The following is a 16,297-nucleotide window of genomic DNA, read 5'->3' as shown; positions in this document are numbered from 1 at the left end:
GTGTACAGGGACAACCCCACAACCGCGTACCTCAATGGAGAGGAGAGCCCGGTGGAACAGCCGCGCAACCCGGACGAGTTGCTGCGCATCGAAGGGATACGGAAGACCTTCCCCGGTGTCGTCGCGCTCGACAGCGTCGACTTCGACCTGCGCCGCGGGGAGGTGCACGTCCTGCTCGGGGAGAACGGGGCCGGAAAGAGCACGCTGATCAAGATGCTCTCCGGCGCCTACACCCCCGACGAGGGCCGCATCGTCGCGGGCGGCGAGCAGGTCCGTATCCACGGTGCGCAGGACGCCGAGCGGCTCGGCATCGCGACGATCTACCAGGAGTTCAACCTGGTCCCCGATCTGACCGTCGCCGAGAACATCTTCCTGGGCCGGCAGCCGCGCCGCTTCGGTCTCGTCGACCGCAAGCGGATGGAGGCCGACGCCGAGAAGCTGCTCGCGCGCGTGGGCGTGAACGTGTCGCCTCGCGCGCGCGTGCGTGAACTCGGCATCGCCCGGCTCCAGATGGTGGAGATCGCGAAGGCGCTGAGCCTCGACGCGCGGGTGCTGATCATGGACGAGCCGACCGCGGTGCTGACCTCCGAGGAGGTCGACAAGCTCTTCGCCATCGTGCGCGCGCTGCGCGCGGACGGCGTCGGCATCGTCTTCATCACCCACCACCTGGAGGAGATCGCCGCCCTCGGCGACCGGGTCACCGTGATCCGGGACGGGCGGAGTGTGGGCCAGGTGCCCGCGTCGACCCCCGAGGACGAGCTGGTCCGCCTCATGGTGGGCCGGTCGATCGAGCAGCAGTACCCGCGCGAGCGGCCCGAAACGGGGAGCGCGCTGCTGAAGGTCGAGGGGCTGACCCGCGACGGCGTCTTCCACGACATCTCCTTCGAGGTGCGGGCCGGTGAGGTCGTCGGGATCGCCGGACTCGTCGGCGCCGGGCGCACCGAGGTGGTGCGCGCGGTCTTCGGCGCCGACCCGTACGACCGGGGCTCGGTGGAGGTCGCGGGTGCCGTGCTGCCGCGCCACGACGTGAACGCCGCCATGGCCGCGGGCGTCGGGCTCGTGCCCGAGGACCGCAAGGGGCAGGGGCTGGTGCTCGACCAGTCGGTCGAGGAGAACCTGGGCCTCGTGACCCTGCGCGCCGCCTCCCGCGGCGGGTTCGTGGACCGCAAGGGCCAGCACGCGGCGGCCGACCGCATCGCCGCCCAGCTGGGCGTGCGGATGGCGGGGCTCGGCCAGCACGTGCGCACGCTCTCCGGCGGCAACCAGCAGAAGGTCGTCATCGGCAAGTGGCTGCTCGCGGACATCAAGGTGCTGATCCTCGACGAGCCGACGCGCGGCATCGACGTCGGCGCGAAGGTCGAGATCTACCAGCTCGTCAACGAGCTGACCACCGCGGGCCACGCCGTGCTGATGATTTCCAGCGATCTGCCGGAGGTCCTCGGGATGAGCGACCGCGTGCTCGTCATGGCGCAGGGCCGGATCGCCGGTGAACTCGCCGCCGAGGACGCCACCCAGGACTCCGTGATGGCCCTCGCCGTCTCCACCTCCCCCTCCCCCTCCCCCTCCCCCTCCCCGACCGACGAAACCTCCACGACCGACGAAAGCGAGGCCCGTCGTGGCCACTGACACGCTCAAGAGCAAGCCGGGCACCAGTGGTGCCGCCGGGCTGCGCAGGCTCCTGCTCGACAACGGCGCGCTGACCGCGCTGATCGTCCTCGTCATCGCGCTCTCCGCGCTGTCCGGGGACTTCCTGACCACCGACAACCTGCTCAACATCGGCGTCCAGGCGGCCGTGACCGCCATCCTCGCCTTCGGTGTCACCTTCGTGATCGTCGCGGCGGGCATCGACCTGTCGGTCGGCTCGGTGGCCGCGCTGTCGGCGACCGTGCTGGCGTGGAGCGCCACGCAAGCCGGGATACCGGTCGTCCTCGCGGTGGTGCTCGCCGTCGCGACCGGCATCGTGGCCGGTCTCGTCAACGGTTTCCTCATCGCGTACGGGAAGCTGCCGCCGTTCATCGCGACGCTCGCGATGCTGTCGGTGGGGCGCGGTCTGGCGCTGGTGATCTCCGACGGTTCGCCGATCCCGTTCCCCGACTCGGTCTCGCACCTGGGCGACACGCTCGGCGGCTGGCTGCCGGTGCCGGTGCTCGTGATGGTCGTCATGGGGCTGATCGCCGCCGTGATCCTCGGCCGTACGTACATCGGCCGCGCCATGTACGCGATCGGCGGCAACGAGGAGGCCGCGCGCCTGTCCGGGCTGCGCGTCAAGAAGCAGAAGCTCGTCATCTACGCGCTGTCGGGCCTGTTCGCCGCCGCCGCGGGCATCGTGCTCGCCTCCCGGCTCTCCTCCGCACAGCCGCAGGCCGCGGACGGCTACGAGCTGGACGCGATCGCCGCCGTCGTCATCGGCGGTGCCTCGCTGGCCGGCGGCACCGGCAAGGCGTCGGGCACCCTGATCGGCGCGCTGATCCTCGCGGTGCTGCGCAACGGCCTCAACCTCCTGTCGGTGTCCGCCTTCTGGCAGCAGGTCGTCATCGGCGTCGTCATCGCGCTCGCCGTGCTGCTCGACACGCTGCGGCGCAAGGCCGGGGCCACGCCGGTGACCTCCGGCGGCGGGGGCGGCAGGGGCAGGCAGGCCGCCACCTACGGGCTCGCGGCGGTCGTCACCGTCGCGATCGTCGGCGCCACCTCCTTCCTGCACGGCGGCACCTCGGCGTCCGACAAGCCGAAGGTGGGCCTGTCTCTGTCGACCCTCAACAACCCGTTCTTCGTGCAGATCCGGACGGGCGCGCAGGCCGAGGCGGAGAAGCTGGGCGTGGACCTGACCGTCACCGACGCGCAGAACGACGCCTCGCAGCAGGCCAACCAGCTGCAGAACTTCACCAGCTCCAGCCTCGACGCGATCGTCCTCAACCCGGTCGACTCGGCCGCCGCGAGCAACTCGGTCGCCGCGGCGAACAAGGCCGGGATGCCGGTCGTGGCCGTCGACCGCGGGGTGGAGAAGGGCAAGGTCGCCACCCTCGTCGCCTCCGACAACGTCGCGGGCGGTGTGCTCTCCGCCAGGACCATGGCCGAGAAGCTGGGCGGCAAGGGCAAGATCGTCATCCTTCAGGGCCAGGCCGGCACGTCGGCGGCGCGCGAGCGTGCGGCGGGCTTCGCCAAGGGCCTCAAGGAGTACCCGGGCATCAAGGTCCTCGCCCAGCAGCCCGCCGACTTCGACCGCACCAAGGGCCTCGACGTGATGTCGAACCTGCTCCAGGCGCACCCCGACGTCCAGGGCGTCATCGCCGCCAACGACGAGATGGCGCTCGGCGCGGTCAAGGCGCTCGGCTCCAAGGCCGGGAAGTCGGTGCCCGTCATCGGCTTCGACGGCGAGGCCGACGGCATCAAGGCGGTCGAGGCGGGCACGATGTACGCCTCGGTGGCCCAGCAGCCGCGCGAGCTCGGCGAGATCGCCGTGCGCAACGCGGTGGACGCCGCCCGCGGCAAGAAGATCGACCCGGCGGTGAAGGTACCGGTGAAGGTCGTGACGTCGAAGAACGCGGCTGACTTCAACTGACCCGTGCACGAAGACTGGTGCACGAAGAAAGGCAGAGCATGAGCACGTATGACCTCCTCGTCGTGGGGTCGGCCAACGCCGATCTGGTGGTTGCCGTCGACCGGCGCCCCGGTGCCGGGGAGACCGTCCTCGGTTCCGACCTGGTGGTCCACCCCGGTGGCAAGGGCGCGAACCAGGCGGTGGCCGCGGCCCGACTCGGCGCGCGCACCGCGCTGCTCGCGCGGGTCGGTGACGACGGGCACGGGCAGCTGCTCCGTACGTCGATGGAGTCGGCCGGGGTGGACACCTCGGGCGTGCTCGTCGGCGGGGCGCCCACCGGGGTCGCGCTGATCACCGTCGACCCGTCGGGCGACAACAGCATCGTGGTGTCGCCGGGCGCGAACGGACGGCTCACGCCGGACGACGTGCGGGCCGCACGGGAGCTGTTCGCGGCGGCGCCGGTGGTCTCCACGCTGCTGGAGATCCCGCTCGACACGGTCGCCGAGGTGGCCCGGTCGCTGGCCGACGGGGCACGGCTCGTCCTCAACCCGTCGCCGCCCGCGCCGCTGCCCGACGAGGTCCTCGCCGTGTGCGACCCGCTGATCGTCAACGAGCACGAGGCGAAGGTCATCCTCGGTACGGAGCCGGGCCCGGACCCCGAGGAGTGGGCGCGGCAGCTGCTCGCGCTCGGCCCGCGCTCCGTCGTCATCACGCTCGGCGCCGAGGGCGCGCTGGTCGCGGACGCCGACGGGTCGGAGCGGGTGGCCTCCGTGAAGGTGAAGGCCGTGGACACCACCGGCGCCGGTGACGCCTTCACGGCGGCGTTGGCCTGGCGGCTCGGCGCGGGTGCGTCGCTGGCCGAGGCGGCGGCGTACGCGGCCCGGGTCGGCGCCGCCGCCGTCACCAAGGAGGGCGCGCAGGCCTCGTACCCGACGGCGGACGAGGTCGCCGCGCTGTGAAGAAGGCCGGGATACTCAACCGCCATCTGGCGGGGGCCATAGCGGAGTTGGGGCACGGGGACGGGGTGCTCGTGTGCGACGCGGGGATGCCGGTCCCGGCCGGGCCGCGCGTGGTCGATCTGGCCTTCCGGGCCGGGGTGCCGTCGTTCGCCGAGGTGCTCGACGGGCTCCTCGACGAGCTGGTCGTGGAGGCCGGCACGGCCGCCGGTGAGGTGCGGGCCGCGAACCCGGACGCCGCCTCGCTGCTCGCCGAGCGGGTGCCGGCCATCTCCCACGTCACGCACGAGGAGCTGAAGGCGCTGTCGGCGTCGGCGAAGCTCGTGGTGCGGACCGGGGAGGCGCGGCCGTTCGCCAATGTGCTGCTGCGGTGCGGGGTCTTCTTCTGAGACGTGGCACCCGAAACCGGCGGGGAGCCCGGTCCACGGACCGGGCTCCCCTCGGGCTTTCCCCTCCCTGCGCCGGAATCCTTCGATCCCCCCAGATCTCCCCCCTCAGGATTCCGACGCAAGTAACGACCCCCGTGGCGGCGCAAAGGTTGCACCGGGTTGCGGAAATTTCCTGGAAGTCGGCGAGCTGCGGGAGCACGAGGCGCGCAAGGGGCGCGAAAGCGGACGACTCACGCCCCCTTTGTCACTCCCGGACCGCGTGCCGGGTGAACCGTGCGGCGGTCTCCGCAAGCACCTCGCGGCCGTCGCGGGCCCACAGCCCGTCGTTGAACAGCTCGACCTCGACGGGGCCCGTGTAGCCGTGCCGTTCGACCAGGTCGCGCCAGTACCGCAGGTCGATCGCGCCGTCGCCGAGCTGGCCCCGGCCGTTGAGCACGCCCTCGGGCAGCGGCGTGGTCCAGTCGGCGAGCTGGAACGTCGCGATGCGTCCCTGGGCGCCGGCCCGCGCGAGCTGCGCGGGCGCCTGGTCGTCCCACCAGATGTGGTACGTGTCCACGCAGACACCGACCTGCTCCGCGGGGAAGCGTTCGGCGATGTCCAGGGCCTGGGCGAGGGTGGAGACCACGCAGCGGTCGGCCGCGTACATCGGGTGCAGCGGCTCGATCGCGAGCCGCACCCCGCGCTCGGCCGCGTACGGGGCGAGCACGCCGAGGCCCTCGGCGATGCGCTCGCGGGCGCCCGCCAGGTCGTGGCTGCCGGCCGGAAGGCCGCCGGAGACCAGGACCAGGACGTCGGTGCCGAGGGTGACGGCCTCGTCGACGGCGCGCTTGTTGTCGTCGAGCGCGGCCGTGCGCTCGGCCGCCTCCAGCGCGGTGAGGAAACCGCCGCGGCAGTGTGTGGTGACGGTCAGCCCGGCGTCGCGCAGCAGCGCGGCCGCCTTCTCGACGCCGTACGCCTGGACGGGCTCGCGCCACGTACCGACGTTGCGCACCCCCAGTTCGGCGCACGCGTCCACGAGTTCGGGCAGGCCGAGCTGCTTGACGGTCATCTGGTTGATGGAGAACAGCGGGTCGGCGCTCACTTGGTCACTCCGTACAGGGCGAGCAGTTGCTTCATGCGGGTCTCGGCCAGCTCCGGGCTGGGGAACAGGCCGAGGGAGTCGGCGAGTTGGTAGGCGCGCGCGAAGTGCGGCAGGGAGCGCGCCGACTGGAGGCCGCCGACCATGGTGAAGTGCTCCTGGTGGCCGGAGAGCCAGGCGAGGAAGACGACGCCGGTCTTGTAGAACCGGGTCGGCGCCTGGAAGAGGTGCCGGGACAACTCGACCGTGGGGTCCAGGAGTTCACGGAATCCCTTGACGTCACCGGTGTCCAGGACGCGGACCGCCTGTGCCGCAAGGGGGCCCAGCGGGTCGAAGATGCCGAGCAGGGCGTGGCTGAAGCCGCGGTCGTCGCCCGCGATCAGCTCGGGGTAGTTGAAGTCGTCGCCGGTGTAGCAGCGCACGCCTTGCGGGAGGCGGCGGCGCAGCTCGACCTCGCGGCGGGCGTCGAGCAGGGAGACCTTGATGCCGTCGACCTTGTCCGGGTGCGCGGCAATGACCTCCAGGAACGTCTCGGTCGCCGTGTCGAGGTCGGCCGAGCCCCAGTAGCCGTCCAGGGCCGGGTCGAACATCGGGCCCAGCCAGTGCAGGACGACCGGCTCGGCGGCCTGCCGGAGCAGGTGCCCGTAGACGTCGAGGTAGTCCTCGGGGCCGCGGGCGACGGCGGCCAGCGCGCGGGACGCCATGAGGATCGCCTGCGCGCCCGTCCCCTCCACGAGCGCGAGCTGCTCCTCGTACGCGGCCCTGACCTCGGCCGGATCGCGGGCGGGCGCGGTGAGCTGGTCGGTGCCGACGCCGCAGGCGATGCGGCCGCCGACCGCCTTCGCCTCGGCGGCGGAGCGCCGGATCAGCTCGGCGGCGCCCGCCCAGTCCAGGCCCATGCCGCGCTGCGCGGTGTCCATCGCCTCGGCGACGCCGAGCCCGTGGGACCACAGGTGGCGGCGGAAGGCGAGGGTGGCGTCCCAGTCGACGGCGGCCGGGGAGTCGGGGGTGGTGTCGGCGAACGGGTCGGCGACGACGTGCGCCGCCGAGAAGACGACCCGGGAGGCGAGCGGCGCGCCGGTGTCGTACGTGAGCGGCTCGGCGCGCGGCTCGTAGGCCGTCAACCCGCCGTCCGCGGTGGGGAGATGAAGAGTCACAGCGAGATCTCCGGAACGTCGAGGCGGCGGCCGTCGGCCGACGACCTCAGCCCCAGCTCGGCCATCTGTACTCCGCGGGCGCCGGCCAGCAGGTCCCAGTGGTAGTCGGCCCCGGTGTACACGTGCTTCAGGAACAGCTCCCACTGCACCTTGAAGCCGTTGTCGAACTCGGTGTTGTCCGGGACCTCCTGCCACTGGTCGCGGAAGGAGTACGTCGCCGGGAGGTCGGGGTTCCAGACCGGCTTCGGGGTGGAACTGCGGTGCTGGACGCGGCAGTTGCGCAGTCCGGCGACGGCCGATCCCTCGGTGCCGTCGACCTGGAACTCGACGAGCTCGTCGCGGTTGACGCGCACGTCCCAGGAGGAGTTGATCTGGGCGACGACCGGCCCCCGGGGGCCCTCGATCTCGAAGATGCCGTACGCGGAGTCGTCGGCGGTGGCGTCGTAGGGCTTGCCGTCCTCGTCCCAGCGGGTGGGTATGTGGGTGGTGGCGAGCGCGGTGACCGAGGTGACCCGGCCGAACAGCTCGTGCAGCACGTACTCCCAGTGCGGGAACATGTCGACGACGATGCCGCCGCCGTCCTCGCTGCGGTAGTTCCACGAGGGGCGCTGGGCCTCCTGCCAGTCGCCCTCGAAGACCCAGTAGCCGAACTCGCCGCGCACGGACAGGATCCGCCCGAAGAAGCCGCCGTCGATGAGGCGCTTGAGCTTGAGCAGGCCCGGCAGGAACAGCTTGTCCTGCACCACGCCCGACTTGACGCCCTTCTCGCGCGCCAGGCGGGCCAGTTCGACGGCGCCCTCCAGGCCGGTGGCGGTGGGCTTCTCGGTGTAGACGTGCTTTCCGGCGGCGATGGCCTTCTTGAGGATCTCCTCGCGCCCGGAGGTCATCGCGGCGTCGAAGAAGATGTCGACGCTGTCGTCGGCGAGCACGGCGTCCACGTCGGTGGAGATGTTCGCCCCGTCCAGGCCGTGCCGTTCGGCGATGGCCCTCAGCGCGTGCTCGCGGCGGCCGACCAGGACCGGCTCGGGCCACAGGACCGTGCCGTCACCGAGGTCGAGCCCGCCCTGCTCGCGCAGCGCGAGGATCGAGCGGACGAGGTGCTGGCGGTAGCCCATGCGCCCCGTCACACCGTTCATGGCGATGCGCACCGTCTTGCGTGTCACGTGAGTCCCTTCGTCCGGCCTGCCGTACGCGGACATCGGCGCGGGCTCCTTCGGCATGCGTGTTCGACACCTCGTAGCAAGCGCTTTCTATCCAAGGAGAAGCTAGCCTCTGCACAGCCGCTCGGACAAGAGCGGATACGCGGCGGATGACAGCGGACACCAGCCGCATACCAGTCGGAGGATGACTCGATGACCGTGACCCTCGCGGACGTGGCCGCCCGCGCGCAGGTGTCCCCCGCCACCGTCTCGCGCGTGCTCAACGGCAACTACCCGGTCGCGGCCGCCACCCGTGAGCGGGTCCTGAAGGCCGTGGACGAGCTGGACTACGTGCTCAACGGTCCGGCGAGCGCGCTCGCCGCCGCCACGTCCGATCTGGTCGGGGTGCTGGTCAACGACATCGCCGACCCCTTCTTCGGGATCATGGCGTCCGCCGTGCAGTCGGAGATCGTCGGCCCCGGCGGGCGCGCGGGCGGCGAACGGCTCGCGGTGGTCTGCAACACGGGCGGCTCCCCGGAGCGCGAGCTGACGTACCTGACGCTGCTGCAGCGCCAGCGCGCGGCGGCGGTGGTGCTCACCGGCGGGGCGATCGAGGACGCGGCCCATGTGGCGGCCGTGGCGGCCAAGTTGAGGAGGCTCGCGGAGGCCGGTACGCGGGTGGTGCTGTGCGGGCGGCCGCCGGTGCCGGACGCGGACGCGGTCGCGCTGACCTTCGACAACCGCGGCGGGGGCCGGGAGTTGACGGAGCATCTGCTCGCGCTCGGGCACCGGCGGATCGGCTACGTCGCCGGGCCCGAGGAACGCACGACGACCCGGGACCGTCTGGAGGGCCACCGTGACGCGCTGGCCGCCGCGGGGGTCGAGGAGTCGGCCGACCTGGTGGTCCACGGCTCCTACGACCGGGCGGCCGGGCACGCGGCGACGGTCGAACTGCTGCGCAGGGATCCTGCGTTGACCGCCGTGGTGGCCGCCAACGACACGGTCGCGCTCGGCGCGTGCGCGGCCCTGCGGGAGGCCGGTCTGCGCATCCCCGAGGACGTCTCGGTGGCGGGCTTCGACGACCTGCCCTTCAGCGTGGACGCGGTGCCCGCCCTGACGACGGTGCGGCTCCCCCTGACGGAGGCGGCGGCGCGGGCGGGGCGCATCGCGATGGGGCGGGAGGCGGCGCCGGCCGGTGGGGTGGATGTGGTGGGCGGGGAGCTGATGGTGCGGGGGTCCACGGGGGTTCCGCGCGGGCGGTGACGGGCGGTTCTTCGTGCGCGGGCCGGTGGCCGCTTCTCGCGCAGTTCCCCGCGCCCCTCATGGGCCGTCGTTCGTGCGCGGCTCTCGTCGTGGCTGGTCGCGCGGTTCCCCGCGCCCTGGGCAGTTCTTCACCCGCGCCACCGTCGTGGCCGGTCGCGCAGTTCGCCGCGCCCCTGAGATGCGCACTGCGTGCGCCCTCTCATCGGGCGCTCGCCCCGGGGGCGCGGGGAACTGCGCGAGAAGCGGCCACCGGTCGGCAGACGACCGACAACCCGACAGAGGCGCCGGGGAACTGCGCGACCGGGGCGAAAACTCCGTCGTGCGGACGGCAGACTCGACGTACCGTTGCCCGCCATGACCGAAACCAAGGATCTCCCACCCCGCCTCACCCGCCTCACCTTCCACGGCCCGCTCTCCGAGTCCCGGGCCACGGGACTCGTGGACAGGCTGGCGCTCGCGAAACCGTCCACCGTGCTCGACATCGGCTGCGGCTGGGGCGAGTTGATGCTGAGAGTGCTGGAGGCGGCGTCCGGCGCGACCGGGCGCGGGATCGACCTCAACGGGGAGGATCTGGCCCGGGGCCGTGCGAACGCCGCCGCCCGCGGCCTCGCCGACCGCGTCGAGTTCGTGGAGCAGTCCGCCACCGACACCGCGCTCGCCCCCGCCGATCTGGTGCTCTGCCTCAGCGCCAGCCACGCGCTCAGCGGCGCCGAACCGCCCCAGCTCACCACCGAGGCGCTGCATGCGCTGCGCCGCCTGGTCACACCCGGCGGCCGGGTGCTGTTCGCCGACGGGTACTGGCAGCGGCCCCCGACGCAGACCGAGTTGAGCGCGATGTGGCCGGACGCAAGGGCCGACGAGTACCACGACCTGGCGGGGCTCGTCGACCGCGCGGTGGAGGCCGGATTCCGGCCCGCCTGGACCGAGACGGCGAACCGTGACGAGTGGGAGGCGTTCGAGTCCGGCTACCAGTCAGACAAGGAGGTGTGGCTGGCCGCCCACCCGGACCACCCGCTCGCCGAGGAGACCCGCGCCAAGCTCGACGGACACCGGGCCAACTGGCTCCGGGGCTACCGGGACGTCCTGGGGATCGCCTACCTCACGCTGGTCCCGGTGGGCTGACCCACCACACCCTCGGGCGGGAGCGGCGTGCCGGCGCGGCGGCGGAGTGAGGCGTACTCCGTCCCGTGCCGTCGCCCTCCCACCCATTGAGAAGATTTCTTTGCATCGATATCTTCTCACCATGACCGAGCCCTCAAGTCCCCGGATATTGACCGATGTTGACTCCCTCAAGGCACTCGCTCACCCCCTGCGTCAGCGGCTGCTGACCTGGCTCCAGCGGCACGGGTCCGCCACGTCGGCCGATCTCGCCGGCGAGTTCGGTGAGGACCGGGGCGGGACCAGTTACCACCTGCGGCAGTTGGCGCGGTTCGGCTTCGTCGAGGAGGACGTGGCGCGGTCCGCGGGGCGACGGAAGTACTGGCGGGCCGTCCCGCAGGACGTGCGGCTGCCGCGGCGGACGGACGGTCCCGAGGCCGGGGCCGCCGCCGAGGAGATCGCACGGCAGTGGCAGGAGCGCGCCGAGCGTGACCTGGCCGCGTTCCTGCGGACCGGACGTGAGGCGTACGGGGACTTCGGGACCGCCGCCATGCACTCCTTCGGCGGGACCCACCTGACGGCCGAGGAGCTCGCCCGGTTCGGGGAGGAGTACGTCGCGCTGCTGTCGCGGTGGCACCGGACGCCCGAGGCCGCGGCTTCGGGGGCGCGATACGTGTCCGTGGTCTTCCACGCGTTTCCCACGCCGTGAGCGGAACGGCAGTACGGCCCCGGTCCCTGTGGCGCAACCGGGACTTCGCCGCTCTGTGGGGCGGTCAGGTCGTCTCCGCGCTGGGAGCACAGAGCAGTCAGACCGCGATGCCGCTGCTGGTACTCGCCTCAGGGGGTTCGCCCGGTGACGCCGGAGTCGTCGCGGCCGCGGGGACACTGCCGCACCTGGTGGCGCAGCTGCCCGCGGGAGCGCTCGTGGACCGGTGGGACCGGCGCCGCATCCTGCTGGTGAGCGAGATCGTCGCCGGACTGGTGCTCGCCACCGTGCCCGTCGCCGTGTGGTCCGGTGCCGTCACGGTCGCGCATCTCGCCGCCGTCGCCTTCGCGCAGGGGCTGTGCTTCGTCTTCTTCGGGCTCGCCGAGCACGCCGCGCTCCCCCACATCGTCCCGGCCGAGCAGCTCCCCACCGCCGTCGCGCACAACGAGGCCAGGGGGCGGGGCGCCGCACTGGCCGGGCGGCCGCTGGGCGGGGCCCTCTTCGGTCTCGGGCCCGCCGTGCCGTTCCTCGCCGACGTCGTCTCGTACGCCGTCGCGTCCGCCGGACTGCTCTTCCTGCGGGGTGAGCTGCGCGGAAGATCGTCCGCACCATCGCGGTCCGGAAAGTCCGCGTCCCGCGTACCCGGGTGGCGGTCGACGACCGAGGGGCTGCGCTGGATCTGGCGTCACCCCCTCATCCGCGCCGCCGTGCTGCTCGTCGCCGTCAGCAACATGGTCTTCCAGGCACTCGGACTCGTCATCGTCGTCCTCGCCCGCGAGGAGGGCGCCTCAGCCGCCGACATCGGGGTGATGCTCGGCGTCTACAGCGGGGGCGGGCTGCTGGGTGCGCTCGCCGCGGCCCGGCTGCACCGCTACTTCTCGCCCCGGTCCGTGATCCTGGGCGTCCACTGGATCTGGGCGGGGCTGCTGCCCCTCTTCTTGTTCACCGCGCACCCGCTGGTGATCGGCGCCATAGGAGCTGCCACGGCCTTCGTGGGACCCCTGTGGAACGTCGTCATCGGCAGCTACACCACGATTCTCGTGCCCGACGAACTGCGCGGCCGGGTCGGCAGCGCGGCCATGACCCTGTCGTGGGGAGTGATGCCGGTGGCTTCGCTGGGAGCGGGCCGGCTGCTGACCCACGTCGGCGCCGCGGACACCCTCGCCGTACTGGTCGCCGTCACCCTCGCCGCCGCGGTCGCCGCCACCGCGAGTCCCGCGGTGCGCCGGGCACCACCGCTGCCGACCGCCGGGCGAGGGAGTCGCCGGACGCGGGCCTGACCACGTCCGGCGACAGGGGGCGGGACCGCCTCGGGCCCGCCCGTGCCTACACGTGCGGCCGCCGCCCCCGCTCCTGGTGCGGGAACTTCTGGTCGGCGCCCGGGAGGGTCGGCTTCGGGAGGGTGGCCACCTCGTCCTTGGCCTGTGCCAGCTGCTCGGCGGTGTTGTCGGGCAGGCGGGGGGCGCGGGGCCTGGCGTGGGAGAAGCGGAAGGCCGAGGTGAGGTCGCCGAAGGTGCGGCGGCGCCAGTCGGTGATGTTGGGTTCCTCGACGCCCGTGAAGCTCTCCAGGAATTGGAGCGCCGAGGTGTGGTCGAAGGACTCCGAGGCGACCCAGCCGCCCACCGTCCACGGCGAGATGATGATGGCGGGGACGCGGAAGCCGCCGCCGATGGGCAGACCCTTGACGAACTCGTCCGCGGTGCCCGCCGGCGGGGTGGGCGGGGCGACGTGGTCGAACAGGCCGTCGTTCTCGTCGTAGTTGAGGATGAAGGCCGTCTTCGCCCAGACCTTGGGGTTGCTGGCTATCGCCTCGATCTTCTGCGCGACGAAGTCGGCGCCGGCCGCCGGGAGGTAGTCCGGGTGCTCCGACTGGTAGCTGGTCGGCATGATCCAGCTGACGGCCGGGAGGCGGTCGTTGCGGGCGTCGTCCTCGAAGGTGCCCTCGGGCTGCGGGCGGACACCGCGCTCGTACAGGTCGGAGCCCGGCTGCGCGTTCTTGAAGGACGCGAACTGCTCCAGCATGTTGCAGCCGTAGTCGTCGTCCTGCTGGTAGACCTTCCAGCTGACGCCGGCGGCCTGGAGGCGTTCGGCGTACGTCGTCCAGCGGTAGGGCTGCGGGGCCGTATTGTTGAGGATGGGGCCGCCCTTGGTGCCACCGGGGTCGATGGTGCCGGTCATCCAGTAGAGCCGGTTGGGCCAGGTCGGGCCGAAGACCGAGCAGAAGTAGTTGTCGCAGATGGTGAAGGTCTCGGCGAGCGCGAACTGGAAGGGGATGTCCTTGCGGGTGTAATACCCCATCACGTACGGGCCGTTGACGCCGTCGGCCTTGCGGTGGGCGGGCAGCCACTGGTCCATTTTGCCGTTGTTCCACGCCTCGTGCTGGACGGACCAGGCGTGCGAGGTGGAGGGGATGGCCTGGGCGCTGGTGGAGTGGGTGTCCAGGTGGAAGGGGAGCAGATAGCCCTTCGGGTTCTCGGCGTCGGGCTGGTAGAAGACCGAGCGGCCGGTGCCGAGCTTCAGCGCATGGGGGTCGCTGAAGCCGCGCACCCCCTTGAGGGTGCCGAAGTAGTGGTCGAAGGAGCGGTTCTCCTGCATGAGCATCACGACGTGCTCGATGTCGCGCAGCGAGCCCTTGCGGGGCGGGCCCGCCGCGACCGCCTTCTGGACGCTGGGCGGGAGGAGCGAGAGGGCCGCGGCGCCGCCGACGGCTCCCGCCGCGGAACCGAGGAGTCTGCGTCGGGTCAGTTCTGCCATGGAAGGTCCCCTGTCTGCTCGGGTCGGATCGTCCGGCGCGGCAGCCGGCCGCACGTCAACGGCCTGTGGAGTACGGGCCGTTGACCACCACCCTGCGTCCGCGCCGATGTGGCGCAGAGGAGGCCCGCGGTGAAATCGGGGACAACGCGCGGCAAGGGCTTGGCCAACCCATGGGCCGGGGTACGGTCCCTTGGCACACGCCATACCTGCCGTATACACGGACTTGAACCGGAGCCCTTCTCCATGGACGGTCCGGGGGTCCGGGCGTACGCTGAGCGGCGCTCGAAACCTCTGACGGAGTCAACTGTCCGAGCCGCGAGGTGCCCGCGAGGTGACCATGACCGTGCACGACATCCGGTCCTTCAACCGCTTCTACACGAACGTGATCGGCGCGCTGGACCACGGCCGCCACCTGAACGCCCCGTACACCCTCACCGAGTCCCGCGTCCTGTACGAGCTGGCGCACACCGAGCACGTCGACGCCGCCGACCTGCGCATCCGGCTCTCGCTCGACGCCGGGTACCTGAGCCGGATCCTCGGCAGGTTCGAGCAGGCCGGCCTGGTCGAGCGCGGGTCGTCGGACAAGGACTCACGGCGCCGCCGCATCACGCTCACCGCGCGCGGCCGCGGCGCCGCCGAACTCCTCGACGAGCGCGCACGGGAATCCGCCGGCACGCTGCTCGCCGGGGTTCCGGCGAGTGAGCGCGAGCGGCTGGGCGACGCCCTGCGCACCGTCCGCGAACTGCTCGGCGACGGCCGCGCCGCCCCGCACCCCGAGAACGTGCTGCTGCGCGAGCCGGGCCCCGGCGACCTCGGCTGGATCGTCGCGCGCAACGGCGCCGTGTACGCGGCCGAGTTCGGCTGGAACACCGAGTACGAGGGGCTGGTCGCGCGCATCGTCGCCGACTTCGCCCAAGACCACGACCCGCATCTGGAGCGGGTGTGGATCGCCGAGCTGGACGGACGCCCGGTGGGCTGCGTGATGTGCGTACGGGACGAGGCGCCCGGCACGGCCCGGCTGCGGCTGCTGCTCGTCGAGCCCGAGGCGCGGGGGCTGGGCATCGGCGACCGGCTGGTGCGGGCCTGCGCGGACTTCGCGCGCGGTGTCGGCTACCGCGAGCTGGTGCTGTGGACCAACGACGTCCTGGCGTCGGCCCGCTCGGTCTACCTTCGGCACGGGTTCGTCCTCGTCGGCGAGCGTCCGCACCGCTCCTTCGGCGCCGATCTCGTCGGACAGGACTGGAAGATGACCCTCCATAAGTCCGCGGACTGACGGGTAGGGTCCGCCCCATGAAACTGGCGTTCTCCACCCTCGGTGTCCCTGGTCTCCCCCTCGACGACGTGCTGCGCCTCGCCACCACGCACGGCTATCACGGAGTCGAACTGCGCGCGCATCCGGAGGAGCCGGTCCATCCGGGCATCGGCCCGGAGGAGCGGGCCGACGCCGCCGCACGGTTCGAGGCGGCCGGGGTCGAGGTGCTCGGGGTCGCCGGGTACGCGCGGGTGGCGGCGCCCGCCGACGACGACACGCCCGTGCTCGACCAGGTGCGCGAACTGGTCGACCTGGCCGCCGATCTGGGTGCGCCGTACGTACGGGTCTTCCCCGGCGGCGACGAGCAGAGCGCCGACGAGGCCGACGCGACGGCCGCCCGGCGGCTCGGGGTCGCCGCCGAGTACGCGGCCGAGCGCGGTGTACGGGTTCTGCTGGAGACCCACGACTCGCACCGCACCGGCGCCGCGGCGTCCCGGGTCGCCGGGCTCGTCGGACACCGCAACGTGGGCGTGCTCTGGGACGTCATGCACACCTGGCTCGGCGGTGAGCAGCCCTCGGCCTCCTACGCCGCGCTCTCCCCGTACCTCGGCTACGTCCAGGTCAAGGACATCGCCGATGCCGACGACACGACTCCGCTGGCACTCGGGGCCGGGGTGCTGCCGCTCGCCGAGTGCGTGGAGGTGCTCAGTCGGGAGGGGTGGGACGGGTGGCTGTGCTGGGAGTACGAGGCCCGCTGGTACGAGTCGGCTGCGCCGCTTGAGGGGTTGCTGGGGGCGGGGCGGGAGTTGCTGGGGCGGTTGCTCAACGAGTCGGCGTAGGGGGCGCCGGGGTCTCGTCGCCGGGTACGGGTCCGTCGTGGCTGGTCGCGCAGTTCCCCGCGCCCCTGAAAGGCCTGCGGCCTTCAGGGGAGGCTGCGCGCAGCGCATGCCTCAGGGGCGCGGGGAAC

General features: G+C 72.4%; 14 protein-coding genes. 10 read left to right on the top strand and 4 right to left on the bottom strand.

The annotated features are described in order from the left end of the window. Window positions 1-51: 51 nt before the first annotated feature. Genes ABT127_RS02635 through rbsD form a run of 4 tightly spaced genes read left to right on the top strand, consistent with a single transcriptional unit; the run spans window position 52 to window position 4,883 of the window. On the top strand, window positions 52-1,626 hold the full coding sequence (locus ABT127_RS02635; protein WP_351444076.1) for a sugar ABC transporter ATP-binding protein: 1,575 nt from the start codon (window positions 52-54) through the stop codon (window positions 1,624-1,626). Beyond that, complete coding sequence (locus ABT127_RS02630; protein WP_351444075.1) at window positions 1,616-3,559, top strand: ABC transporter permease/substrate-binding protein; 1,944 nt, start codon at window positions 1,616-1,618, stop codon at window positions 3,557-3,559. The genes ABT127_RS02635 and ABT127_RS02630 overlap by 11 nt, the downstream gene beginning before the upstream one ends. Window positions 3,560-3,597: 38 nt before the next feature. Then, window positions 3,598-4,497: a ribokinase gene (locus ABT127_RS02625; RefSeq protein ID WP_351444074.1), complete on the top strand. Its 900-nt coding sequence runs from the start codon at window positions 3,598-3,600 to the stop codon at window positions 4,495-4,497. Then, the gene (rbsD, locus tag ABT127_RS02620; protein WP_351444073.1) at window positions 4,494-4,883 is read left to right on the top strand and encodes a D-ribose pyranase; all 390 of its coding nucleotides are present in this window, start codon (window positions 4,494-4,496) and stop codon (window positions 4,881-4,883) included. Before ABT127_RS02625 ends, rbsD begins: the two co-directional genes overlap by 4 nt. Window positions 4,884-5,127: 244 nt before the next feature. On the opposite strand, the gene ABT127_RS02615 is transcribed toward rbsD, so the two are convergent. Genes ABT127_RS02615 through ABT127_RS02605 form a run of 3 tightly spaced genes read right to left on the bottom strand, consistent with a single transcriptional unit; the run spans window position 5,128 to window position 8,281 of the window. Next, window positions 5,128-5,931 carry a sugar phosphate isomerase/epimerase family protein gene (locus tag ABT127_RS02615; RefSeq protein ID WP_351444604.1) on the bottom strand — a complete coding sequence of 268 codons (804 nt, stop codon included), beginning with the start codon at window positions 5,929-5,931 and terminating at the stop codon, window positions 5,128-5,130. 29 nt (window positions 5,932-5,960) lie between these two features. Then, the gene (locus ABT127_RS02610; protein WP_351444072.1) at window positions 5,961-7,118 is read right to left on the bottom strand and encodes a dihydrodipicolinate synthase family protein; all 1,158 of its coding nucleotides are present in this window, start codon (window positions 7,116-7,118) and stop codon (window positions 5,961-5,963) included. Next, a complete protein-coding gene (locus ABT127_RS02605; protein WP_351444071.1) occupies window positions 7,115-8,281 on the bottom strand; it encodes a Gfo/Idh/MocA family protein in 1,167 nt (388 codons plus the stop codon). The genes ABT127_RS02610 and ABT127_RS02605 overlap by 4 nt, the downstream gene beginning before the upstream one ends. A gap of 189 nt (window positions 8,282-8,470) precedes the next feature. Between ABT127_RS02605 and ABT127_RS02600 the strand changes: the two genes are divergently transcribed. The 4 genes from ABT127_RS02600 (at window position 8,471) to ABT127_RS02585 (ending at window position 12,604) form a co-directional block, all read left to right on the top strand. Next, entirely contained in the window at window positions 8,471-9,520 is a 1,050-nt protein-coding gene (locus ABT127_RS02600; RefSeq protein ID WP_351444070.1) for a LacI family DNA-binding transcriptional regulator, read from the top strand. A 354-nt stretch (window positions 9,521-9,874) separates the two neighbouring features. Further along, the gene (locus ABT127_RS02595) at window positions 9,875-10,642 is read left to right on the top strand and encodes an SAM-dependent methyltransferase (protein ID WP_351444069.1); all 768 of its coding nucleotides are present in this window, start codon (window positions 9,875-9,877) and stop codon (window positions 10,640-10,642) included. Window positions 10,643-10,763: 121 nt separating this feature from the next. Next, on the top strand, window positions 10,764-11,327 hold the full coding sequence (locus ABT127_RS02590; protein ID WP_351444068.1) for an ArsR/SmtB family transcription factor: 564 nt from the start codon (window positions 10,764-10,766) through the stop codon (window positions 11,325-11,327). Continuing rightward, window positions 11,324-12,604, top strand: a complete 1,281-nt coding sequence (locus ABT127_RS02585) for an MFS transporter (protein WP_351444067.1) — start codon at window positions 11,324-11,326, stop codon at window positions 12,602-12,604. Before ABT127_RS02590 ends, ABT127_RS02585 begins: the two co-directional genes overlap by 4 nt. Window positions 12,605-12,650: 46 nt before the next feature. On the opposite strand, the gene ABT127_RS02580 is transcribed toward ABT127_RS02585, so the two are convergent. Continuing rightward, complete coding sequence (locus ABT127_RS02580; protein ID WP_351444066.1) at window positions 12,651-14,078, bottom strand: alkaline phosphatase family protein; 1,428 nt, start codon at window positions 14,076-14,078, stop codon at window positions 12,651-12,653. 337 nt (window positions 14,079-14,415) lie between these two features. Here ABT127_RS02580 and ABT127_RS02575 point away from each other — a divergent pair, with 337 nt between their 5' ends. Further along, window positions 14,416-15,351, top strand: coding sequence for a bifunctional helix-turn-helix transcriptional regulator/GNAT family N-acetyltransferase (locus tag ABT127_RS02575; protein ID WP_351444603.1), 936 nt, complete (start codon window positions 14,416-14,418; stop codon window positions 15,349-15,351). Window positions 15,352-15,368: 17 nt separating this feature from the next. Then, window positions 15,369-16,169, top strand: coding sequence for a sugar phosphate isomerase/epimerase family protein (locus ABT127_RS02570; protein ID WP_351444065.1), 801 nt, complete (start codon window positions 15,369-15,371; stop codon window positions 16,167-16,169). Window positions 16,170-16,297 lie beyond the last annotated feature (128 nt).

Origin of the sequence: Streptomyces sp. NPDC001904, from assembly GCF_040297005.1 — a bacterium.
Lineage (GTDB): Bacteria > Actinomycetota > Actinomycetes > Streptomycetales > Streptomycetaceae > Streptomyces.
This window is presented reverse-complemented; position numbering and strand designations above follow the sequence as displayed.